This is a genomic window from Haloarcula sp. NS06 (assembly GCF_051122755.1).
Classification (GTDB): domain Archaea; phylum Halobacteriota; class Halobacteria; order Halobacteriales; family Haloarculaceae; genus Haloarcula.
The window spans coordinates 2,048,529-2,068,499 of the sequence record NZ_CP184844.1 but is presented as its reverse complement, the minus strand read 5'-3'; the positions used below and the strand labels follow the sequence as shown (position 1 = coordinate 2,068,499).

Sequence of the window (19,971 nt, the reverse complement as noted above, 5' to 3'; positions counted from 1 at the left end):
GCGCAGTATGTCGACGGGCCGATAGCTACAGGTCGTTTGTATTCGAGGTTTAGAATACTGCAATCCCGCGAAAATAGGATTTTGGTAGCTTCAGATGCGACCAGCACGGCCCGGGTCCACGTCGATAGCGTCGACCGGGCACACGTCGACACAGAGCATACAGTCGATGCACTGGTCCTCGTGAGCCGGGTCGGCCTTGATCTCGCTCTCCGGATGGTCCGGCGTGTCGACCCACTCGAACACGTCGACGGGGCAGTCCTCCAGGCACGCGCCGTCAGCGATGCAGATGTCGAAATCGACGGCGACGTGTGTCCCGTGGATGCCCAAGTCCTCGGGCTCGTCAACCGGCCCCCAGACATCGTGTCCATCATGCTGTTCGACAACGTCGCGGTTCTCCTCGAACTCCGGATCTATGGCCATTGGTATCTTATCTCACTTTTGGGAGCTACTTAACTTTTCGACCTGCCCGTCAGAATCCGGGGCCGTTGCGGCGATCCGAGCCGCGAATGTCCCCCGACCCGAGGTCGTCAATGCGGTCGGTCGATCCTGGCAGATTGCCGTCGGGCAAGCCGGTGTCCTCGCCTGTTCCCCCTGGGCCGTCAGTGCCCGGACTGTCGGTTCCGATTCGCCGAATGAACTCGACGGTCCGTTCGTACACGTCGTCGTAGTGAGCGCCGTAGAACGGGAACCCGTGGTCCGACGGCACCGTCTTGTGGACCACATCGGTCATGGGACCGAGGGCATCAGCCAGCAATTCGGACTGTGCCGGCGGCACGACGTCGTCGTCGGTCCCATGGAGCAACAGCGTCGGCGGGGCGTCGATATCCACCTGTGCGACCGGCGAGGCGAGGTCGTAGGCTGCGGGTTCACCGTCGGGCCCGCCGCCGAGATACGCTCGATGGCCCTCACCCGCTGGGACGTCAGTGGCAGTGTCGAGCGCGTGGAAGTCGTAGACGCCAGCATAGCCGACGACGGCTGACAGTGCCGAGGACGAACCGGGGTACAGTTCGGGTTCGAATCCGGGCTCATCCGCCGTCAGCGCGGCCAGAACAACGAGGTTTGCGCCCGCGGAGTGGCCGATGCCGACAACTCGGTCGGTGTCCGCGCCGTAGCTCTCTCCCTCCGTCCGTGCCCACTCGATAGCGGCCTTCACGTCGACCAGCGCCGCTGGGAACGTCCATTCCGGTGCAAGCCGATACTGCGGCTCGATGACCAGAAAGCCGTCCGCGGCGAGATCAAGCGCGTGCCGGGCGAACTCGCCCTTGTCGCCAGACGTGAACGCGCCACCTCGGACGAGCACGGCAACCGGCTTTGGGCCGCTGGCCGCCGTTGCGTCGTACAGGTCGAGCGTCAGCGTCTCGCCACCCGCCTCATCGAACGGAATGTCGCGCTGCACTGTCACTGACTCCGGGGCGCGTTCTGTCACGGGCATTGGTCGGGCCGTCGCGGACATAAGCCCGACGCTATCAGCTCTCGGTCCCGGAGTTGAACGACGCGTCGGCATCGCTATCCCACCGTGGTCTGTTGGGAACTGGCTTGATCGTCAGTTGCCTCCCTCCGAACGAAGTGAAAAAGGTCGGCTCTCGGGCGGTGCGTCTGTGGCCCGACGGTCAGCCTTCGACCTCGATCTGCTTGCCACGGGCTGTCGCGCCCGTCTCAACGGGTAGGCGCACTTCGAGGATACCGTTCGTATAGTTCGCAGCGATTCCCTCGCCTTCTTCCTCGTACAGTTCGTAGTCGTTACTACCGGTTTCGAACAAGCGGGACGGGAGGTCAAGACCGCGCATCCATGAACTCGGTGTGGTTGTTGGCAGTGCCATTGGCCATCACCTCACATCTATTTGACACTAGTGGTGTGGTTCGTAAAAAACCCCTAATCATATTAACTGAAGCCATACGACAGATAGAACGTAAGTGAGTCGTTGCGGTACAGAAAAACGGTATCAGGCCAGCAGAGCCAGCGGTTCGCCCGTGTCAGGGATGTGTGAAGTACGCGACAGACTCCGCGTCTGAGTCGTCCGCGATCTCGTCGAGTCGGGCGAACCCGATACGCTCGAACTGAACGACTTTGTCGGCGTCGTAATCGAGTAGTCCAGATTCCGCCACGCCAGACACGTCGCCGTCCATCGTCCGCAAGCGGAACTTTGGCCCATCAGCCGGTGCCCAGTGAATCACGTCGACGCCCTCCTCGCGGACGGCGTCAATGTCGTCGCCGGTGTATTCGAATGCGTCGCGGGTGTGGCGCACGCAGCCGTATCCTTTGAGCCATATACGATCGCCGTGTTCCGGCAGGTCGTCGCCCTCAACGACGACACCGCTGGTCACCGGAATCTCGCGGCGGCCACGCTCCTCGTGGTCCGGATGCAACGGCGGTTCGCCAGCGTCCGGCCCGCCGACGATCTGGCGCTCAACGAGACCGCCGTGGTCGTCGCTGTCCCGGACGAAGAACGCCCGGTCTGAGTCGTCGTCAATGAGATCGCGGTTGTTCGAGTAGATAGAGGACATCGCCAGATCGACGTTCGAGGTGGACGTACCCAGCTGAATCATCGCATCGACGACGGCCTCACCGCGGATGCCGCGCCGTTCGAGGCTGGCGACGGTCGGCGCTCGCGGATCGTCCCAGTCCGCGAGTTCGCCGTCAGCGATGAGTTCGGCGATGCTCGATGTGGACAGCGGTACGTCGTAAGCATCGACCTGGACGTGGCCCCAGTGGATGACCTCGGGGTATTCCCAGTCGAAGTAGTCGTAGACGAACTGCTGGCGCTTCGCGGAGTCCTGCAGGTCGATACCGCGGATGATGTGCGTGACCCCCAGCAGGTGGTCGTCCAGCCCGCTCTGGAAGTCCAGCATCGGCCAGCAGCGGTACTCCTCGGCCGCCGTTCGCGGGTGTGGTGTGTCCACCATCCGGAACGCGACGAAGTCCCGCAGTGCGGGGTTCTTATGCGTAATGTCGGTCCGGACCCGCAGTACCATCTCGCCGCTGTCGTACTCGCCGTCGACCATCGCCTCGAACTCCGAGCGCGTGGTCTCGGCGTCCTTGTCGCGATGCGGACAGGCCTTGCCGTTATTCTTCAGATCGGAGAACTCGCCCTGCGGGCACGAGCAGGTGTAGGCCCCGCCCTTGTCGATGAGCTCGCGGGCGTACTCGTAGTACGTCTCGACGCGGTCGCTGGCGTTGACCACGTCGTCGGGTTCGAAGCCCAGATAGCCGATAGCGTCCAGGATTGCGTCGTAGGCATCCAGATCCGGCCGCTTGGTCTCGGGGTCGGTGTCGTCAAAGCGGCAGATGAACTCCCCGTCGTAGCGCTGTTTGTACGTGCCGACGACGGCGGCCATCCGCGCGTGGCCGATGTGCCACGGGCCGTTGGGGTTTGGCGCAACGCGCATCCGGACGGTGTCGTACTCTTCGGCGTTGGGCAGGTCTGGCAGCGGGTGGTCCTCGCCCTCATCCTCGGCCTCCAGCTCTTCGAGTTTCTCCGGAGCGAGTTCGGCCAGCCGCTCCCGGCGCTCCTCGGCATCCATCCCGTTGACTCGCTCAACGACCGGCGCGATAACGCCGGGTATCTCGTCGCCGTACTCGCGGAACTCCGGATTCTCGCCCATGAGCGGGCCCATTATTGCGCCGACCTGTGCCTCGCTGTCGTGTTTGACCGCGTTGAGGAGGGCGCTCGTCTCCGCCGCCTCCGTGATTCGGTCTCGCAGCTCGTCGTCCATTACCGGGACCTGCGACTGGGAGGGTCAAAACGCCGTCGGGTTCAGCCAGCTATGGGGGCAGGGTGTCAGCAAGCGTTCACATAGCCCTATGTCTACAACGATTCGCTTCACTCGGTACAGGGGGAAACACACTGGTTAGTACAGCGAGCACCGTCAACAGCCCATACTTGTGGAGACGGTCCGAGAATCGACTGTTCCGTTGCTATCGATACGGACTTCTGCAAACCGGGAATTACAGTCGAAATGGTCAGTTGTCACTGGGTACGTTCCATTCGCCTGTGTTGACACGTCCGTCACTGTGAGGAGGTACCCTGGAGACGGAATTTCTAACCAAAGTGTCCCGTTCTGTGGGAGTGTTTCTGTACGGGTTACGACTGAAGAGTCACTGTCATTATGTATTAGTTCGACGGATACGGTTTGATTCATCGGGCTAGCATTCCAAACCTGAATCGGCAACCCATTCCCAGTTGCACCGACTTGGATGACGACAGAGGGGTTGGCTTTCGTTCCTTGGTATGGTGCTGGAACAGATGGATCAATCGTCGGCGTGTCAGTCGTCGTTACATCGGGCGGGCCGCTGTGGGCAGAAAGGGTTGGAAACAGGAGTAGCGAAGCTACGATGCCGACAGTAATAATGAGAAACACCGCAAGAAGCGGACGCAGATTCATGACGCAAGCAACTCACCTCTGGCCCCATGTGTTTTCCGGTTGGTACGTTCGCAGACGGGCTGTGTATTCTACGCAGGACGGTTCCCCGCAAACGAAGAGTGGTCACTCAACAGCACCCAATGAGTCCGCGACCCGTTCCAGCGCGCTAAGACCAGTCACCTCACCGGACTGATCGGTAATCGTCCAGATATCCAGTTCGGGCAGCGACTCCCGGAGTTGTGCAATAGCCGCCTCCTGCACTGCCTGCTTGCCCTGACACCGCTGACAGTCACCAGCATCCTCGATAACCTTGTTCACGACCAGCGTCGTCACCGGCACGTCGAACTCGCGGAGTTTCCCGACCAGCCGCTCCGTCTCGCGGACGGCCATCGTCTCGGGGATGGTGACGACCCGGAACGCGGTCTGTTCGGGGTCCCGAAGCACCGTGCCGACCCGCTCCATCCGCGTGCGCATCTCGGTGAAGTCGTCCGGGCCGTCGTCGCGCCGACTCGCCATCGGGCCGAACATCATCGTCCGAGCGGTGTTGACCTTCCGGCGGACCTGATCGCGCAGGTCCATCGCCGTCGCAACGCCACGGTCCATCACCGACGGGAGGTCAAGCAGGCGGAGCGTGTGGCCGGTCGGAGCGGTGTCGAACACCACGCGGTCCCAGCGGTCGCTCTCGATGTACGTCGCCATGCCTTCGATAGCCGCCAGTTCGTCGCTACCGGGCATCACGCCGGTGGTGAACAGGTCGGCGATTTCGTCCTCGTCCATCCGAATGCCGGCATCGGAGAACTCCGACGCGAGCGCCTCGAACAGCGACCGGTAGCGGTCGATTCCAGTCTGTGGGTCGACCTCGACACCCCACAGCCCCGACCGGATTTTTGTCGGGTCGCCACCGACCTCGGTCTCGACGGCGTCGGCCAGCGAGTGGGCGGGGTCGGTAGAGACAACGAGTGTCTCGTGGCCCGTCCTCGCCAGCCGATAGCCAGTCGCCGCGGCCACGGTCGTCTTGCCGACGCCGCCCTTGCCGCCGTAGAGGACGAATCGAGTCACGGGCGTCGCTAGGGAGCGACGTGTCTTAGTTGCTGACCAGCACTAGTCAGGGTCGAAGCGACGCGGGAAAACTGACCGCCGGCGCGCTCAGTAGTCGCGCTCAACGAGGTAGTTCGCGATGCCTTCGAGCAGGTAGCGAGCTTCGTTGTCCGGGAGGACTTCGAGGTTCTGCTTGCCGCTCGCGATGAGGTCTTGCCCGGTCTGGCGGGCGTATTCGATTGACCCCACCTCTCGCAGGCGCTCGACGGCGTCATCGATTTCGGCTTCCGAAACGGCCTCCACGGAGTCCGTGTCGACCAGATCGCCGACATCGACACCCTGCTGGCGGGCGTGCAGTGTTACCAGCGTCTGCTTTTCTTCGACGAGGTCCGAGCCCCGTTGCTTGCCCAGTTTCTCCGAGGGCGTCGTCAGGTCCAGCAGGTCGTCCTGAATCTGGAACGCACGCCCCACGTCGAGCCCGTAGTTGTACAGGGCATCGACGGTTTCCTCGTCGGCCCCCAGCAGCGTGGCCGGAATCGAGGCGGCCGCGCCGTACAGCACGGCCGTCTTGAGTTCGACCATCTCCAAGTACTCCTCAGGCGTGACGACATCGCGTTGCTCGAACTCGATGTCGAGGGACTGGCCCTCGCAGATGCGGGTACACGTCGTCGCGAGTCGCTTGTTCGCGTCGACGGTCCGATCGTGGGCCGCGCCCGTCTCAAGCAGGAACTCGAACGCTTTCGAGTACAGCGTGTCGCCGGCGAGAATTGCCGTTGAGAGGTCGTACTCCTTGTGAACGGCGGGCACTCCACGGCGGAGCGCGTCGTCGTCCATGATGTCGTCGTGAATAAGCGTGAACGTCTGGATGACCTCGATGGCGAGGGCGGCCGACATCATGTCGGCTTGCCCGCCTCCGAGTGTCGGGAAGTCACGGTAGTCTGCCGTCAGCGGGTCGACATCAAGTAGCGACTCCGCGACCAGCAGCAGGACCGTCGGGCGGAGTCGTTTCCCGCCCGCGTCCAGCAGGTATCGCGACGCCTCGTAGAGGTGGTCCGGCTTCTGTACCGGAAGGTCCTCTGGCAGGGCATCGTTGACCCGGTCTCGTCGGGCGACAATCGCGTCTTCGACCTGCTGATGGCGTTCGGACATCGATTTACTCGGTGAGCTTGATCATGTTGCCGTTGCGGGTGATGTGGAGGTCCCGTCCGGCTTTGTAGCCCATGTTTTCGGCGAGGTCGACATACGGTGCGAACCCTTCGAGGCTCTGGTGGGCCGGAATGATGTTCTTCGGCTGGAGCGCGTCGATCATTTCGTAGTGGCCCTCTTCGCGGAGGTGGCCCGAAACGTGGATATCGTCGTAGATGCGTGCGCCCTGCATGCCCAGAAGCTTCTCGGACTGGTAGCGCTGGCCCTCGTTGGTCGGCTCCGGAATGACCCGAGCCGAGAAGATGACCTTGTCGCCGTCGTCTAGCTCGTAGGGCGTCTCGCCGCGGCCCATGCGGGTGAGCATCGCGCGTGGCTCGCCTTGGTGGCCGGTGACGATGGGGAGGAAGTTCTCCTTGCCCTCGTTCATGATCCGCTTGAACGTCCGGTCGACGGACTTGCGGTGGCCGTACATCCCCAGATCTTCCGGGAAGTCAACGAAGTCAAGCCGTTCGGCGGTGCCGGAGTACTTCTCCATCGAGCGACCGAGCAGCACCGGCTGACGGCCGATGTCGTCGGCAAACTCGACGAGGCTCTTGACACGAGCGATGTGTGAGGAGAACGTCGTCGCGACGATACCGCCGTCGTAGTCGGCGACGCTGTCCATCACGTCTTTGAGGTGGCGACGCGCCACGGACTCGGAGGGCGTGCGGCCCTTCTTGCCCGCGTTCGTACAGTCCTCAATGTAACAGAGGACGCCCTCGCCCTCGCGGCCGATCTCTCGGAACCGCTTCATATCGATAGGGTCGCCGATGACCGGCGTGTGGTCCATCCGCTTGTCCAGCCCGTAGACGACCGATCCTTCCGGCGTGTGGAGGACGGGGTTGATGGCGTCGATAATGGAGTGCGTGACGTTAACAAACTCCAGCTCGTTGCGCTCGCCGATAGACATCGTCTCGCCGGCGTCCATCTTGACGAGGTCGTTCTGGACGCCGAACTTCTCCTCGCTCTTGATCTGCTGTTTGACGAGTTCGATCGTAAAGGGCGTCGCGACGATCGGTGCGTCGTAGCGGTGGGCGAGCTTGGATATCGCGCCGATGTGGTCAAGGTGACCGTGTGTCGGCACGATAGCCTTCACGTCGCCTTCCAGGTCGGACATGACCCGGTCGTCCGGAATGGCACCCATGTCGATGAGGTCCAGCGAGTGCATCCGTTCCGTTTCGACGTTGTCGTGAATCAGTACCTTCGAGAGGTTCAGGCCCATGTCGAAGATGACGACGTCGTCCCCTGCACGGACGGCCGTCATCTGTCGGCCTACAGCCTCGTAACCGCCAATTGTCGCAATTTCGACTTCCATGGTTGTAGCTCCGAGTGGAAAGCCGGCCGCGGGCATCCGGTGGGGCACGGCAACGACGGTATCTGCAATGTAGGCGACTTCGTCCGCGTCGGCGCTCCAGGCCAGTCGGGTACGCCCGTAGCCTGTGCAACCGCAGTGGGAGGGACTTCCGTCCCGCAACTTACATCCGCCGTCTGCCGGCCGCCAAACCGCAGTCCACGGGCGGCCGTGCGCTCGGTTACGTCGGTCTACAACGGCGCTTCTTAAAACGGTGTGGGTTCGTCGCTACTCGTCGTCTAAGGGGTCCGAGAGCGGGTCGTCATCACTGGAGACGTCGAAGCCAGTGACACCGTCGTCCGCGAGCGTCGCGTCCTCGTCATCAGTCGCGTCCGCGTCCTGAGGCTCCGTCTCGTCCTGCACGACCCCATCAGCCCCGGTTCCAGGTTGGCCGTCATCAGCACCGCCAAACAGGTCGTCCGTCGTCCGCGGGCCGCCAGACGTGTCTTTTTCATCCGATTCGTCGAGTAATCGAGTGTCCTGAGTCACGGCGTCGTGCTGGTCCGCCTCGTCGGTATCCGGCGTGCCGGCACCAGTGGGTTCAGCATCGGCTTCAGGTTCGGTTTCCCAGTCGTCGGCCGGTGCTGGCTCATCTGCCCTCCGGTCGTCAGCTGCCGCGGGTTCCTCGCCCTGCGTGTCGAACTCCGCAGGGTCCGGCGGGGTCCATTCCTGTGGCTCCGTGCTCGGCTCCGACTCCTCGGCGGCGTCCGAAGCAAGCAGGTCACGGTCCGACTGCTCGGTGGGGTCTGACTGCGGACCCACCGTTTCCGAGTCCTCGGCGAGATCCGTTTGGGATGGCTCCGCCGTAGTGTCGTCCACCGCTTCAGGTTCCGGTCCAGCAACGTTTTCCGCCGGCTGCTGGTTCGATATCTGTTCGTCCTGCTCCGCCGGGGCTGTCTCTACTGCGTCTTCGTCCGTCACCGGGCCAGCATCCGTCGCTGGGTCAGCATCTGCCAGCGGATCATCGTCGGCCGCCGTCACCGGCGCGTCGTCAGTCTCGGCCACCGCAGTGTCGGACGGAGTAGACAGCGCTGCCCCATCGGATTGCTCAGGGGGTCGCTGTGCGGGCGCGTGGACTCCCGGTTCACCGGTCGAGTCGGCGTCCGGTTCGGAGTCAGCGACCGGTTCCGACACCTCGGACTCGCCCATTGCCGACTCGGCAACCGCCGGGTCAGCAGCCGGTTCGGTATCCCGGGAAGCCGCTGGCTCAGGCTCGGTTGGCTCCGGTGTCGGGTCGTCGGAATCCGAAGTCGGTTCGGTGGCGGGTGCAGTGCTATCCTCGGCAGTTTCAGTTGCTGTCTGGTCACTGGCCGGAGGGGCCCCGGATGCCACATCGGTCGCATCACGCTGTGCTGTCTGTGCCGCGAACGTTCCTGCCATCGTTGCGTCGGCGATGAGCTTGTGGGTCAAGCCGAGCACGCCGGAGAGCAACAGGAGTCCACCGAGCGCCCCGACGACGATGCCGAGTACCGCACGATAGCCCGCGTTCCCCGATAGCGAGGCGAGCGAGCCGTTCTGTATCAACACGTACCCTGCAGCGATGAGGCCGCCACCGACGCCGGCGACGACAAGCAATATCCCGAGAAACCTCGTTCCGTATCGATAGACGTCGGTCAGACCTACTGCAGACATAGTCGCATAATTGATAACAGAGGACAAATATGTTACGACAGTCGAGGAAGTGATATTTAGATTACCTGTCCGCTGAGAGCGAGCAGTGATACCGCTCCATCAGTCCGTTTGGGCTTGAGTTCGAGTATTCACACTCTGGGCAGAGTCAGCCGACGACAGGGCTAGCGATTCTATCAGTCGCTGTCATTACCAGCGATAGTCGTCCCCGGACTCTCACCGGCGAGAAACGCGGGAAGTGCGTCAGGGCCAAATACGAGTGCGGGGGCTGAAAGTGCGAGCAGCGCACGGACCTTGCCGGCCATCCCGCCCGACACATCCGTCGTGTCGCTCCCACCAAGGGCCGATGCTACAGCCTCGAATGCCTCGATACGGTCAATGACGGTCCCGTCTTCATAGAGAACGCCGGGAACGGTCGAACAGACGCCGACGCGGTCGGCGTCGACGGCGGGCGCGAGTTCGACGACCAGTTCGTCGCCGCTTAGAACCGTCGCGCCCGCGCCGGCGTGTGCGACGAGGTCGCCGTGCAGGACTGGAACGAACCCTTCCTCAAGCAGCGTCGTGACCTGCGCCGTCGGTAGCGAGATATCGCCACCTGTGTCGCGTGCAGCCGCCGAGAACGGGTGGACCGGAACAGCCGGAACGCCTGCCTCGGAGAGCGCATCTACGACAGCGGCGTTGAGCCGGCACATCGCGCCGTGGATGGCCTGCACGCCGTTTACGTCGTGGGTTCCTTCGGTCGTGCTAACGCCATATTCGGCGGCGTGGTGGTGGCCGAAGCTCCCCCGCCATGCACGATGACGATATCCTCGCCGACTGCCGAGTCAGCGATAGCTGACACCGCCGCCGATAGCGCAGTTCGGTCGACCGTCTCAGGTTCGTCTTTTTCGGTGATGACGCTCCCACCGAGTTTGAGGACGACCGTCATTCCTGTCGGACTCCGTCGGTGTCCAGTTCAGCCCGGAAGACGTCCTCACACCCCGGCGTGTACTTCAGCGCCGTGAGCGCGTCATCCGTCTCGTCCAGCACGACGATACAGCCGCCGCCACCGGCCCCAGTGAGTTTCGCGCCATGGGCGTCGGCGTTGCGGGCCGCCCACACCATCGAGTCCAGCGACCGCGAAGAGACCCCCAGCGCCGAGAGCAGTCCGTGGTTGAAATCCATCAGCTCCCCGAGCCGTTCGTAGTCGCCCGTTCCCAGTACTGACTCGCCCTCGCGAACGATGTCGCCGATTGCTGCGACGGTGTCGGCAGCGAAATCGTACTTCCCGCGGAGGTCCCGGACGCCGGCAACGAGCGCCCCGGTATCGCCGGCCCCGCCGTCGTAGCCGATGACGAAGGGAAGGGTGTCGATACCCTCGATCCGCCGGCAGTCGTCACCCTCCACACGAACTGCCCCGCCCATCGCTGAGCAGAACGTGTCTGCCCGCGAGGCTTGCCCGTCCTGTACCTCGTGTTCGACCTGATAGGCGCGGTCGGCGATTTCGCTTGCCGGCAGTTCGACACCAAGTTCCCTGGTCGCCGCGTCTATCGCTGCGACGACGAGCGCGGCCGACGACCCCAGCCCTGCCCCGAGCGGGATGTCGCCCTCGACGGAGATCTCGAAGCCCGCTTCAGGCGAATCGGCCGCATCACGGGCCTGTGCGACCGCTTCGTTGACGTATCCCATCCCAGCTTCGACGAGAGACTCGGCGACATCCACGTCCGGATGGCTCTCCCCGTCACCGGAGTACTCGACGGTAAAGCCGTCCAGTTGCAAGTCGTTCGCGTGGATGCGCAATCCCTCATCGATTTCGGTTGCCGTCACGTGCACCCGCCGCTCAATGGCGCAGGGCACCGCCGGCTCGCCGTAGACGACTGCGTGCTCCCCGAACAGGTACACCTTCCCGGGAGCGCTCGACGTGACCATACCCGCTCGTGTGCTCCCAGGGCGTTAGGCGTTTTCGGAGTCGACGGTCAGGACGACCGTCGGTATAATACTCGGAAGCGGTGCCGATATCGGAGAATTCGAACCGTGCGTCAACAGGGTGGTCCCATCGGCGTCTGTGTTACCGTTCCTGTACGCGCATCGACATCTCCTGTCGGGGGTGGGCAGTCAGCGACGGCAGCAGCTCCAGCGGCGTCTCCCCCTGAAATTCCAGTCGGTACTGACTGGCCGTTGTTGCGGTGATGAGCTGCGCTTCGAGCATTGCGAGGTGCTTCCCGATACAGTGGCGCGGGCCACCACCGAAGGGGAAGTAGGCGAACCGCGGGCGCTCGCTCGCTCGCTCGGGCTTCCAGCGCTCCGGGTCGAACGCTTCGGGGTCATCGTAGAACCGTTCGGACCGGTGGACGCCCCACTGTGGGACCATCAGCGTCGTCCCGGCCTCGACATCATATCCCGACAGCGTCACGTCTTCGGTCGGTTCTCGGAAGATTGTGTACACTGGCGGGTAGAGCCGCATCGCTTCCTGAATCACCCATTCGAGGTAGTCCAGTTCGCGGACGTGTTCCATCCCCGGCCGCTCGTCGCCGATGACATCGTCCAGTTCTTCGTGGACTCGCTGTTCGACTTCGGGGTGTTCCGACAGCAGGAACCAGGTGTAGGTAAGCGTCAGTGCCGTCGTGTCGTGGCCCGCGAGCAGCATCGTCATCATTTCATCGCGCAGTTGCTCGGGCGACTGATTCCCTTCGTTGAGGGCACGCAGGAGCACCGACAGGAAGTCCATCGGGCCGTCGTCACCGGACCCGACCGAGTCCTCACGGACCTCGATAATGTCGTCCAGTACCTCGTCAAGCGTCCGCACAGCGCGGTTGAACTCTGCGTCGTCGGGCATCGGCATCCACTCTGGCATAGCAAACCGGATCGGGTCCGGTTCGAACCGCTGGCCCAGCGGCAGCAGTTGCTCCTCGATGGTCTGGACTCGCTGCTCAGAGAGTTCGACACCCATCATCAGGTCCAGAATCACGTCCAGCGTCACTCGGGTCATTGACTGCTCGGCGTCGATGACATCACCGTGGGACCAGTCGGCGATGCGGTCCTCCGCGTGGTCGGTGATGCGATCAGCCATCCCCGATAGCCGCGCCATTGAGAACGCGGGGTTCGCGAGCTTTCGCTGTTGCTCCCACGTCTCGCCTTCGCTCAACAGCAGCCCATCACCCAGCAGATCCCCGAGCGCATCTCCCTGAAAGTCGGGCTTGCGGAACCGATCGGCCTCCGAAACCAGTACGCGCTCGAGTGCCGTCGGGTCACACAGCATGACCGTGTCCATCGGCCCCATGTCGAATCGAGCGACGTCGCCGTAGGCCCGCTCCAGCGCCGAAATGAACCGGAATGGGTCCTGTGCGTACGTTCGACTACTGCCGAACAGCGGTTCGCCCTTCGGTCCGGGCGGCGTCTTTGACATCGACTACTGTTAGTGTCGGACACGCTTGAATGGTATGCCAAATGTCGGGTAGCAGGCGGTTCTGGCACGTTCAGAGCCAGCGGTCGGCATCTATGCGCCAGTCAGTGTGTACCGATATCCAGACGCCGCCGAGGCCACCGAGGGCGCTGAGACCGACAGTGTACAGCAGAAAGAACGTGAACACGAGCGCCAGGAACAGGCCGTACCCGGGCGTCCCGGGCGGAATCCCAAACCCCAGGAGGCCGGCGATGTACAGCGCCGGGATGAAGAGGGCGAGCAAGGGGACCATCGCGCAGGCGCCGGCCAGCGTCCCCAGCCAAAGCCCGGTCCGGTAGCCGCCACCGTGGTTCGCCGCGGCCACGGCACCGCCAGCCACCGACGAAAAGGGGATGAACGACAGCGCAACCGTGACGACTGCCCCGATACCGGCGTTGGTCACCGTCTCACGCATATGCGTTGGTAGTAGCGGTATCTCCAGTGATGTAGTTACCGACAGCGCGGCTAGCCGGTTAATCACCAATGGTGGTGTCGTATCTGACGTAGTTGCCCAGCCAGCCGCCGAGGGCACTCAGACCGAGGAAGTACGCGGCCGTCGTGAGCGTTCCCAGAACGAGCACGAGCAGCCCCATCGCACCGAACACGCCCATGGCTTCGGGAGCGATCGCCAGAAACACAGTCAGGAAGGCGAACACAACCAGCAGGAAGACCAGCGATATTGCCAGCCCGATGACGCCGGACAGGAACCCGACGCGAACCCCGTCGGCTCGCTCACCGCCTTCGAGATAGCCAGCGATGCCACCACCAAGGAGCGGTGCGAGCGGGACGAACCCGCTCAGCAGTGCGGTCGCGACAGCACCAATGATAGCGTTGACGAACGTGTCTCCTTCTGCCATTTCCCGGAGCTACTCCGAGGCTCGTGGTATGTTTTGTGTTGGCGACACCGGCGTCGCCACTTGTGCGGCAACGGGCCGGAAAACGAAACAGTTCAGCGACGTTAGAGGTCGGACTCGAAGTCGTCGAGTCCGTACGTCGGCTCGGCACCGCGGCGGTCGAGCGTCTCGTTGGCCAGCAGCCAGTAGACGACTGACAGCGCCTTTCGCCCCTTGTTGTTCGTCGGGACCACCAGGTCGACGTTCGACGTGGTGTTGTTGGAGTCACACATTGCGATGACCGGGATCCCGACTGTGATGGCCTCCTTGACAGCCTGGGCGTCACCGATCGGGTCGGTGACGACCACGATGTCAGGCTCGATGTAGCCGTCGTAGTCGGGATTGGTCAGCGTGCCGGGGATGAACCGACCGGTGCGGACGCGCGCGCCGATCGCTTCGGCGAACTTCTCTGCCGGGAACCGGCCGTACTGGCGCGACGATGCGGCCAGGATCTGCTCCGGCTCGTAGTTGGCCAGGAAGTCCGCGGCGGTGCGGATACGCTCGTCGGTCATCGAGACGTCCAGCACGTAGAGCCCGTCGGTCCGGACGCGGTGGATGAACCGCTCCATGTCCTGGGTCTTCTGCTGGGTCCCGATGTGGACACCGGCGCCGAGGTAGTCCTCGACGGGGATGAGGAGGTCGGCCTCCGACTGCTCGTCGGGCATGACGTCCTCGTCCAGCTGTGGGCCGGCAGCCTCGTCGGCGTCGGCCGCTTCGTCGGCTTCCGTGTCGTCATCAGTTGGTTCGGCCTCTGTCGCCTCTTCGGCGTCGTCGGCGGGCTGTTCGGCTTCCGTTTCGGTCTCCGCGTCGACCGCTTCGTCGTCCTCGTCGGACGGGTCGAAGTCGGAATCGGACGCGTCGAGACCTTCTTTTTCGTTGCCGCTCATACTGCGTTGTCCTCGATACGGATTAGTTCGTTCAGCTTGGCTGTGCGCTCGCCGCCGACCGCGCCGGTCTTGATGAACGGTGCGTCAGTGGCGACAGCGAGGTGTGCAATCGTCGTGTCTTCCGTCTCACCGCTGCGGTGGGAGACGACGGACTCGTAGCCGTTTGCCGTCGCCAGTTCGATGGCGTCGACAGCGTCGGTAAGCGTCCCGATCTGGTTCGGCTTGATCAGGATGGAGTTACCGGCGTCGGCGTTGATACCGGCCTGCAGGCGCTCGACGTTCGTGACGAACAGGTCGTCGCCACAGACGAGCGTCTGGTCACCGACCTGTGCGGTCAGGTCCGCGAAGGCCTCGTAATCATTCTCGTCGAGTGGGTCCTCGACGTAGACGAGGTCGTACTCCTCGACCTTCTCGGCGATGTACTCGATCTGCGCTTCGGTGGACTTGACGCCGTCATCGTAGACGTAGCCGTCCTCCTCGTCGTCGTAGAGTTCCGCGCCAGCGACGTCGAGGCCGAAAGAGATTGCGAAGCCGAAGTCGTCGGCAACGGTCTCAACGGCCTCGTCCATGATCTCGAACGCTTCGTCGTCCGAGACGGACGGTGCCCAGGCTCCCTCGTCGCCCTTGCCCGCTGGCAAGTCGCGGTCAGCCAGGATGTCGTGGACTTCCTGGTGGACCGCGGCGTTGGCGAAGACGGCCTCTTCGACGCTCGGCGCGCCGACGGGGGCCGCGAGGAACTCCTGAATGTTGGTTGCATCCGCGGCGTGTTCGCCGCCGCCGATGATGTTGCCCAGTGGCGTCGGGTACGCGTTGCCCCGGAACGTGCCACCGAGGTGCTGGTACAGCGGTGCGCCCAGCACATCAGCACCAGCCTTTGCGGCCGCCATCGAGATGGCGACAGCGCTGTTGGCTCCGATGCCGGAGAAGTCGTCAGTGCCATCGGCGGCGTGAAGCGCCGCGTCGACGTCACGCTGGTTCCCGGCGTGGACCTCACCGATGAGTCGTGGGAGTGCCTCCTCACGGGCCTTGGCGATGGCCTCGTTGGCGGGGAGTTCGATGGCCTCGTACTCACCCGTGCTTGCGCCGCTCGGTGCCTTGCCACGACCGAAGCCCCCACTCTCAGTGAGAACGTCGGCCTCGACAGTCGCGTTCCCGCGGGAGTCGAGGACGCGGCGGAGTCGGATGTCAGTGATGAGCGTCATCGTTAATCACTCCTGTTGACCGTAAACGGTAGGACGCCAGCGTCGTACTCCTCGGCGGCGATGAGTATCGGCTGGGTGTGTTCCGTCTCGATGAGCACGGGAGCACCGTGGGCCAACTGCAGCGCTCGCGCGCCGAGTTTGCGGGCCTTCTCGTAGCGGCTTTCCTGTGCGTTCATTGGTAGGGTGAGACGATGTCGACGAGGTCCTTGTGCGAGACGAGCATCCGGCGACAGCAGTGCCGCTCGACGCCGAGTTCATCAAGGACCTTCTCCGGGTCCTCAGGCTCCTCGGCCTCGCGGGTGCGTGCTTTGAACTCTTCCCAGTGCTCGCCGACGACATTACCGCACGTGAAACACCGAACCGGTACCATCATACCTGAATCACCTTAGCGGTACGATTTCTGGTAGCGGGCCCGCGCACCGGGGCCGCCCCACTTCTTGGGTTCGGACTGGCGAACATCGTTGACCAGCAGCGAGCGGTCGAACTCCATGAACGCGTCACGGAGTTCGGCGTCGTTGGTGTGGTCGACAAGTCCGCGAGCGATGGCGGTTCGGGCGGCATCTGCCTGCCCCATGACACCGCCACCTTCGACGGACACTTCCACGTCGACCTCGCCGCGGAGGTCGTCCTCGGCGATGCGGAACGGTTCCAGCATCTTGAGCTGCGCCAGCTCGGGGTCGACGAGTTCGACCGGCTGCGAGTCGATACGCACGCGGCCCTCACCCTCGCGAACGGTCGCGCGGGCGACGGCGGTCTTCTTCTTGCCAGACGTGTTCGTTACCATGTCTTGTTCGCTCCAAGCGTTTCGCTGATCTCGCCCAGCGTGACGAACTTGATGTTCGACAGTCGGTCAAGCGACGTGCCGTCTAGAACCTCGCCGTCCTCGTCGTACGGGTTGCCGAGGTAGACACGGACGCTCTCGAACGCCTCGCGGCCACGCTGCTTCTTGTGGGGCAGCATGCCACGGATGGTGCGTTTGAAGATGCCGTCCGGTCGCTTGGGGTAGAAGTACCCGTTGTCGTTACCGATGTCGACACGTTTCTCGTACTTCTCTACGATCTGCTCCTCTCGGCCGGTGATCACGGCGCGTTCGGCGTTGACGACAGCGACCGTCTCGCCATCGAGAGCCTGTTCGGCGACCTGTGATGCGACGCGGCCCATGATACAGTCGCGGGCATCAACGATGACATCCGCGTCGAACTCTGCGACGCTCATCGGATCACCCGGACGTGGGAGCCTTCTGGGTTGTTTTCAATTGCCTGTTCGAGTGATACAGCCTCTCCAACCTGGTCGATCTTCGTCTCGGCGGTTCCGGAGAAGTCGACAGCGGCGACGGTGACGTCCTTCTGCAGGACACCGGAGCCAAGCACCTTGCCGGGCACAACGACGGTTTCGTCTTCCTGGGCGTATCGTTCGATACGGCCGAGGTTGACTTCCGCGTGTGTGCGCCGTGGCTTTTCTAAGCGCTCGGCGACGTCGCCCCAGACAGCACCGCCCGAACTGCGGGCGGCTGACTTCAGGTCGGCGATGAGACTACTGAGTCTCGGGTTCGTCTTACTCATATGATTCCTCCGTTGTGGGAAAAGTGCAGGGAGCAGGATTTGAACCTGCGGACCCCTACGGGACAGCGCCCTGAACGCTGCGCCGTTGGCCAAACTTGGCTATCCCTGCGCGCGATTGTTCGTTTTGCGTGCCCCGTAAAACCCCTTTCGGTCCTCGCGCTCGGGGAGCGGGCGGTCATCGGTAGTAGTGGGGTGTGTCGGGGCATTGTATCGTTACAGCTGGACTGCGTCTTTCAGTTCGGTCGCGCGGTCACGCAGCGTCTCGACCGCACGCAGGACCAGTTCCTCGGTGGTGAACGACCCGTCCGTCTCGACGTGGAACACGAACGCGTTCGGCACGTCCGATACCTCGACGTCCTTGCCGGGGTAGCGGTTCCGAAGGTCGTTATCGAACTCGTCTGTCGCGACAAGTTCGCCGTTGGTGGCGTCGCCGGCGGCGTGTTCGGCCGCCTGCTCTTCGATGACGCCACGCAGGATGTTCGGGTCGTCGTCCTCGAACTCGCCGAGGTCGCCGACGACCTCCACCTGCTGGAGGTGTCGGTAGCCGACGGCCACGCCGCCCTGGTGTTTGGCGTGTTCCCGACCGGTATCGAGGACGGCGTCTGCCTCGACTTCGAGACGTTGGCCTTCCTTGAGGTCGATGATCGGGATGTTGTCGTCGGCGGCCTCGACCATCGGGTCCGAAGAGACGAGGTCGCTGGAGTAGGCCGTGCTCGGCCCGTCGACGGACAGCGACAGCGTCACTTCGTCGCCGATCTCGAAGTCGTCGAGGTCGGTCGTCAGCGGGACCAGTCCCAGTCGGAGACCGATCTGCTCGTTGAACATCACGCTGGTGTTCTCGATGACGCGGACGGTGTCGATACTGAACGTCGGTACGTCCGCGACCATCGCTCGCCGGATGCCGTTGGCGAAGGCCGGCGTGATGCCGCGCACGAGGATCCGCGCCTCGCGCTCGCCGCGTTCGACGAACTCAACCTCGTAGTCCTGTGTCATTGGTTAGAATCCGGAGTTCTTGGGTGCACGAGTGCCGTCGTGCGGGGTCGGCGTGACGTCCTCGATGCGACCGATCTCCAGACCCGCTCGGGCGAGTGCGCGGATCGTCGCCTGCGCACCCGGACCGGGCGAGGTCTGGAGGTTGCCGCCGGGACCACGGACCCGAACATCGACGCCTTCGACGCCACGGTCGAGGGCCTTTTCGGCAACGACCTCAGCCATCTGCATCGCCGCGTACGGCGACGCTTCGTCGCGGTTCTGCTTGACAACCGTCCCGCCGGAGCTCTTTGCGAGCGTTTCCGCGCCGGTCTGGTCGGTGATGGTGATAATCGTGTTGTTGAACGATGCGTGCACGTGGGCGATGCCCCAGATGTCTTCGGTTTCTTCGCTCATTCTTGGGCCTCCGCGCGCTCAGGATGGAGTTCGTCCGACAGAGAGCTGTGCTCGTCGAAGCCGACCGAGCTTTCGACGGCGTTCTCCACCGTCATGCCGGGTCGGGTAACGCGAGCGTCGTCCAGCACGATATGTCCGTGGACGATGAACTGGCGGGCCTGCTCGGGCGTGTTCGCGTAGCCCTTGCGGTAGACGACCGTCTGCAGGCGGCGTTCCAGCACGTCAGTCACGTCAAGCGACAGGACGTCGTCGAGCTGGTCCTGCTCGTTGAGGATGCCGTAGCGCTTGAGCCGAGCGAGGAACTCCTCGGACTCGGTCTCGTGCTCGCCGGCGCTGCCCAGCAGCTTCCGTGCCTCACGGCGGTAGCCACGAAGCTCGGACTGTGCGCGCCAGAGCTCTTCTTTGTTCTTCAGGCCGTAGCGGCCGATGAGATTGGCCTCGTCGGCGATGCGTTCGCCCTGGAAGGGATGATTCGGCGTCTCGTAGAACTTCGTGTTTGAACCAAGCGCCATTATTCGTCATCCTCCGCAGCGGCTTCCTCGGCTTGCTCTTCCTTGATCGCCTCGACGTTGACGCCGATGGTTCCCTCCGTCCGGCCGGTGGACTTGGTACGCTGTCCACGGACCTTCTGGCCGCGCTTGTGGCGGACACCGCGGTAGGAGTCGATCATCTTCATGCGGTTGATGTCCTGCCGGCGGGTAAGCTGGAGGTCGTTGCCAGTCTCGTGGGTGGTTTCACCAGTGAAGTAATCCTTCTGGTGGTTGGTCATCCACTCGGGCACATCGTCGGCGAAGTTCTCGACGCGGTCGACAACGCGCTCAATGACGTCGTCGTCGAGCTTGCCGAAGACAGCGCGCCGGTCGACGTCCGCCTTCTGGGCGATAATTCGGGCGGCCCGGTGGCCGATACCGTTCAGTTCTGTCAGTGCTCGCTCGACGGATTTCGTCCCGTCGAGGTCTGTCTGTCCGATACGGACGAAATAGCGGATGTCCTCCTCCTCTTCGGCATCCGCGTCCTCGCCCGCGTTGGGGTCTTCTGCACTCATATGTAGGTAC

Annotated in this window: 23 protein-coding genes, 1 tRNA gene and 1 pseudogene; all 25 read right to left on the bottom strand. The window is 63.4% G+C overall.

Features of this window, described 5'->3' with window-relative positions; translation table 11 throughout:
• Positions 1-90: 90 nt before the first annotated feature.
• The 25 genes and pseudogenes from ACODNH_RS14590 to ACODNH_RS14470 all read right to left on the bottom strand — a co-directional run bounded on the left by ACODNH_RS14590 (position 91) and on the right by ACODNH_RS14470 (position 19,961).
• Complete coding sequence (locus ACODNH_RS14590; protein ID WP_306705361.1) at positions 91-420, bottom strand: 4Fe-4S dicluster domain-containing protein; 330 nt, start codon at positions 418-420, stop codon at positions 91-93.
• Between the two features lie 49 nt (positions 421-469).
• Positions 470-1,432: an alpha/beta hydrolase fold domain-containing protein gene (locus ACODNH_RS14585; protein ID WP_434530477.1), complete on the bottom strand. Its 963-nt coding sequence runs from the start codon at positions 1,430-1,432 to the stop codon at positions 470-472.
• Between the two features lie 178 nt (positions 1,433-1,610).
• Positions 1,611-1,820, bottom strand: coding sequence for a hypothetical protein (locus ACODNH_RS14580; RefSeq protein WP_434530476.1), 210 nt, complete (start codon positions 1,818-1,820; stop codon positions 1,611-1,613).
• A 154-nt stretch (positions 1,821-1,974) separates the two neighbouring features.
• Positions 1,975-3,714: a glutamate--tRNA ligase gene (locus ACODNH_RS14575; protein ID WP_306705355.1), complete on the bottom strand. Its 1,740-nt coding sequence runs from the start codon at positions 3,712-3,714 to the stop codon at positions 1,975-1,977.
• 771 nt (positions 3,715-4,485) lie between these two features.
• On the bottom strand, positions 4,486-5,421 hold the full coding sequence (locus ACODNH_RS14570) for an ArsA family ATPase (protein WP_306705353.1): 936 nt from the start codon (positions 5,419-5,421) through the stop codon (positions 4,486-4,488).
• An 87-nt stretch (positions 5,422-5,508) separates the two neighbouring features.
• Positions 5,509-6,549, bottom strand: coding sequence for a geranylfarnesyl diphosphate synthase (idsA3, locus tag ACODNH_RS14565; protein WP_306705351.1), 1,041 nt, complete (start codon positions 6,547-6,549; stop codon positions 5,509-5,511).
• A 4-nt stretch (positions 6,550-6,553) separates the two neighbouring features.
• The gene (locus tag ACODNH_RS14560) at positions 6,554-7,900 is read right to left on the bottom strand and encodes a ribonuclease J (protein ID WP_004593536.1); all 1,347 of its coding nucleotides are present in this window, start codon (positions 7,898-7,900) and stop codon (positions 6,554-6,556) included.
• A 264-nt stretch (positions 7,901-8,164) separates the two neighbouring features.
• The gene (locus ACODNH_RS14555) at positions 8,165-9,568 is read right to left on the bottom strand and encodes a hypothetical protein (protein WP_434530475.1); all 1,404 of its coding nucleotides are present in this window, start codon (positions 9,566-9,568) and stop codon (positions 8,165-8,167) included.
• A gap of 173 nt (positions 9,569-9,741) precedes the next feature.
• Positions 9,742-10,493, bottom strand: a pseudogene (locus ACODNH_RS14550) (isopentenyl phosphate kinase).
• Complete coding sequence (gene mvk / locus ACODNH_RS14545) at positions 10,490-11,473, bottom strand: mevalonate kinase (RefSeq protein WP_434530474.1); 984 nt, start codon at positions 11,471-11,473, stop codon at positions 10,490-10,492. Before mvk ends, ACODNH_RS14550 begins: the two are co-directional and overlap by 4 nt.
• A gap of 139 nt (positions 11,474-11,612) precedes the next feature.
• Positions 11,613-12,950: a cytochrome P450 gene (locus ACODNH_RS14540; RefSeq protein WP_434530473.1), complete on the bottom strand. Its 1,338-nt coding sequence runs from the start codon at positions 12,948-12,950 to the stop codon at positions 11,613-11,615.
• Positions 12,951-13,020: 70 nt separating this feature from the next.
• Positions 13,021-13,401, bottom strand: coding sequence for a DUF5518 domain-containing protein (locus ACODNH_RS14535; protein ID WP_434531446.1), 381 nt, complete (start codon positions 13,399-13,401; stop codon positions 13,021-13,023).
• A 58-nt stretch (positions 13,402-13,459) separates the two neighbouring features.
• Positions 13,460-13,843, bottom strand: coding sequence for a DUF5518 domain-containing protein (locus ACODNH_RS14530; protein WP_434530472.1), 384 nt, complete (start codon positions 13,841-13,843; stop codon positions 13,460-13,462).
• 101 nt (positions 13,844-13,944) lie between these two features.
• Positions 13,945-14,766 carry a 30S ribosomal protein S2 gene (gene rpsB, locus ACODNH_RS14525; protein WP_306705340.1) on the bottom strand — a complete coding sequence of 274 codons (822 nt, stop codon included), beginning with the start codon at positions 14,764-14,766 and terminating at the stop codon, positions 13,945-13,947.
• Positions 14,763-15,968, bottom strand: a complete 1,206-nt coding sequence (eno, locus tag ACODNH_RS14520; RefSeq protein WP_306705338.1) for a phosphopyruvate hydratase — start codon at positions 15,966-15,968, stop codon at positions 14,763-14,765. Before eno ends, rpsB begins: the two co-directional genes overlap by 4 nt.
• A gap of 2 nt (positions 15,969-15,970) precedes the next feature.
• Positions 15,971-16,144: a DNA-directed RNA polymerase subunit K gene (locus ACODNH_RS14515; RefSeq protein ID WP_004516796.1), complete on the bottom strand. Its 174-nt coding sequence runs from the start codon at positions 16,142-16,144 to the stop codon at positions 15,971-15,973.
• The gene (locus tag ACODNH_RS14510; RefSeq protein WP_004516797.1) at positions 16,141-16,341 is read right to left on the bottom strand and encodes a DNA-directed RNA polymerase subunit N; all 201 of its coding nucleotides are present in this window, start codon (positions 16,339-16,341) and stop codon (positions 16,141-16,143) included. The genes ACODNH_RS14515 and ACODNH_RS14510 overlap by 4 nt, the downstream gene beginning before the upstream one ends.
• Positions 16,342-16,353: 12 nt before the next feature.
• Positions 16,354-16,752: a 30S ribosomal protein S9 gene (locus ACODNH_RS14505; protein ID WP_004516798.1), complete on the bottom strand. Its 399-nt coding sequence runs from the start codon at positions 16,750-16,752 to the stop codon at positions 16,354-16,356.
• The gene (locus ACODNH_RS14500) at positions 16,746-17,183 is read right to left on the bottom strand and encodes a 50S ribosomal protein L13 (protein WP_004593558.1); all 438 of its coding nucleotides are present in this window, start codon (positions 17,181-17,183) and stop codon (positions 16,746-16,748) included. The genes ACODNH_RS14505 and ACODNH_RS14500 overlap by 7 nt, the downstream gene beginning before the upstream one ends.
• Positions 17,180-17,530, bottom strand: a complete 351-nt coding sequence (locus tag ACODNH_RS14495; RefSeq protein ID WP_004516800.1) for a 50S ribosomal protein L18e — start codon at positions 17,528-17,530, stop codon at positions 17,180-17,182. The genes ACODNH_RS14500 and ACODNH_RS14495 overlap by 4 nt, the downstream gene beginning before the upstream one ends.
• A 24-nt stretch (positions 17,531-17,554) precedes the next feature.
• A tRNA-Leu gene (locus ACODNH_RS14490) sits at positions 17,555-17,639 on the bottom strand.
• Positions 17,640-17,743: 104 nt separating this feature from the next.
• On the bottom strand, positions 17,744-18,523 hold the full coding sequence (locus ACODNH_RS14485; protein WP_004963344.1) for a DNA-directed RNA polymerase subunit D: 780 nt from the start codon (positions 18,521-18,523) through the stop codon (positions 17,744-17,746).
• Positions 18,524-18,526: 3 nt separating this feature from the next.
• Positions 18,527-18,916 (bottom strand): 30S ribosomal protein S11, encoded by a 390-nt coding sequence (locus ACODNH_RS14480; RefSeq protein ID WP_004516802.1) that lies wholly within the window; start codon positions 18,914-18,916, stop codon positions 18,527-18,529.
• Positions 18,913-19,428, bottom strand: a complete 516-nt coding sequence (locus ACODNH_RS14475; protein WP_306705332.1) for a 30S ribosomal protein S4 — start codon at positions 19,426-19,428, stop codon at positions 18,913-18,915. Before ACODNH_RS14475 ends, ACODNH_RS14480 begins: the two co-directional genes overlap by 4 nt.
• Positions 19,428-19,961 carry a 30S ribosomal protein S13 gene (locus ACODNH_RS14470; protein WP_005535607.1) on the bottom strand — a complete coding sequence of 178 codons (534 nt, stop codon included), beginning with the start codon at positions 19,959-19,961 and terminating at the stop codon, positions 19,428-19,430. The genes ACODNH_RS14475 and ACODNH_RS14470 overlap by 1 nt, the downstream gene beginning before the upstream one ends.
• Positions 19,962-19,971 lie beyond the last annotated feature (10 nt).

What these genes read in the sequence shown, in the direction of transcription:
- ACODNH_RS14590 (WP_306705361.1), bottom strand. Translation starts at nt 420, where the DNA reads ATGGCCATAGATCCGGAGTTCGAGGAGAACCGCGACGTTGTCGAACAG.
- idsA3 (WP_306705351.1), bottom strand. Translation starts at nt 6,549, where the DNA reads ATGTCCGAACGCCATCAGCAGGTCGAAGACGCGATTGTCGCCCGACGA.
- ACODNH_RS14485 (WP_004963344.1), bottom strand. Translation starts at nt 18,523, where the DNA reads ATGACACAGGACTACGAGGTTGAGTTCGTCGAACGCGGCGAGCGCGAG.
- ACODNH_RS14535 (WP_434531446.1), bottom strand. Translation starts at nt 13,401, where the DNA reads ATGCGTGAGACGGTGACCAACGCCGGTATCGGGGCAGTCGTCACGGTT.
- rpsB (WP_306705340.1), bottom strand. Translation starts at nt 14,766, where the DNA reads ATGAGCGGCAACGAAAAAGAAGGTCTCGACGCGTCCGATTCCGACTTC.
- ACODNH_RS14555 (WP_434530475.1), bottom strand. Translation starts at nt 9,568, where the DNA reads ATGTCTGCAGTAGGTCTGACCGACGTCTATCGATACGGAACGAGGTTT.
- ACODNH_RS14480 (WP_004516802.1), bottom strand. Translation starts at nt 18,916, where the DNA reads ATGAGCGAAGAAACCGAAGACATCTGGGGCATCGCCCACGTGCACGCA.
- ACODNH_RS14475 (WP_306705332.1), bottom strand. Translation starts at nt 19,428, where the DNA reads ATGGCGCTTGGTTCAAACACGAAGTTCTACGAGACGCCGAATCATCCC.
- ACODNH_RS14580 (WP_434530476.1), bottom strand. Translation starts at nt 1,820, where the DNA reads ATGGCACTGCCAACAACCACACCGAGTTCATGGATGCGCGGTCTTGAC.
- ACODNH_RS14530 (WP_434530472.1), bottom strand. Translation starts at nt 13,843, where the DNA reads ATGGCAGAAGGAGACACGTTCGTCAACGCTATCATTGGTGCTGTCGCG.
- ACODNH_RS14560 (WP_004593536.1), bottom strand. Translation starts at nt 7,900, where the DNA reads ATGGAAGTCGAAATTGCGACAATTGGCGGTTACGAGGCTGTAGGCCGA.
- ACODNH_RS14495 (WP_004516800.1), bottom strand. Translation starts at nt 17,530, where the DNA reads ATGAGTAAGACGAACCCGAGACTCAGTAGTCTCATCGCCGACCTGAAG.
- ACODNH_RS14500 (WP_004593558.1), bottom strand. Translation starts at nt 17,183, where the DNA reads ATGAGCGTCGCAGAGTTCGACGCGGATGTCATCGTTGATGCCCGCGAC.
- ACODNH_RS14585 (WP_434530477.1), bottom strand. Translation starts at nt 1,432, where the DNA reads ATGCCCGTGACAGAACGCGCCCCGGAGTCAGTGACAGTGCAGCGCGAC.
- ACODNH_RS14540 (WP_434530473.1), bottom strand. Translation starts at nt 12,950, where the DNA reads ATGTCAAAGACGCCGCCCGGACCGAAGGGCGAACCGCTGTTCGGCAGT.
- eno (WP_306705338.1), bottom strand. Translation starts at nt 15,968, where the DNA reads ATGACGCTCATCACTGACATCCGACTCCGCCGCGTCCTCGACTCCCGC.
- ACODNH_RS14510 (WP_004516797.1), bottom strand. Translation starts at nt 16,341, where the DNA reads ATGATGGTACCGGTTCGGTGTTTCACGTGCGGTAATGTCGTCGGCGAG.
- ACODNH_RS14470 (WP_005535607.1), bottom strand. Translation starts at nt 19,961, where the DNA reads ATGAGTGCAGAAGACCCCAACGCGGGCGAGGACGCGGATGCCGAAGAG.
- mvk (WP_434530474.1), bottom strand. Translation starts at nt 11,473, where the DNA reads ATGGTCACGTCGAGCGCTCCCGGGAAGGTGTACCTGTTCGGGGAGCAC.
- ACODNH_RS14505 (WP_004516798.1), bottom strand. Translation starts at nt 16,752, where the DNA reads ATGGTAACGAACACGTCTGGCAAGAAGAAGACCGCCGTCGCCCGCGCG.
- ACODNH_RS14575 (WP_306705355.1), bottom strand. Translation starts at nt 3,714, where the DNA reads ATGGACGACGAGCTGCGAGACCGAATCACGGAGGCGGCGGAGACGAGC.
- ACODNH_RS14515 (WP_004516796.1), bottom strand. Translation starts at nt 16,144, where the DNA reads ATGAACGCACAGGAAAGCCGCTACGAGAAGGCCCGCAAACTCGGCGCG.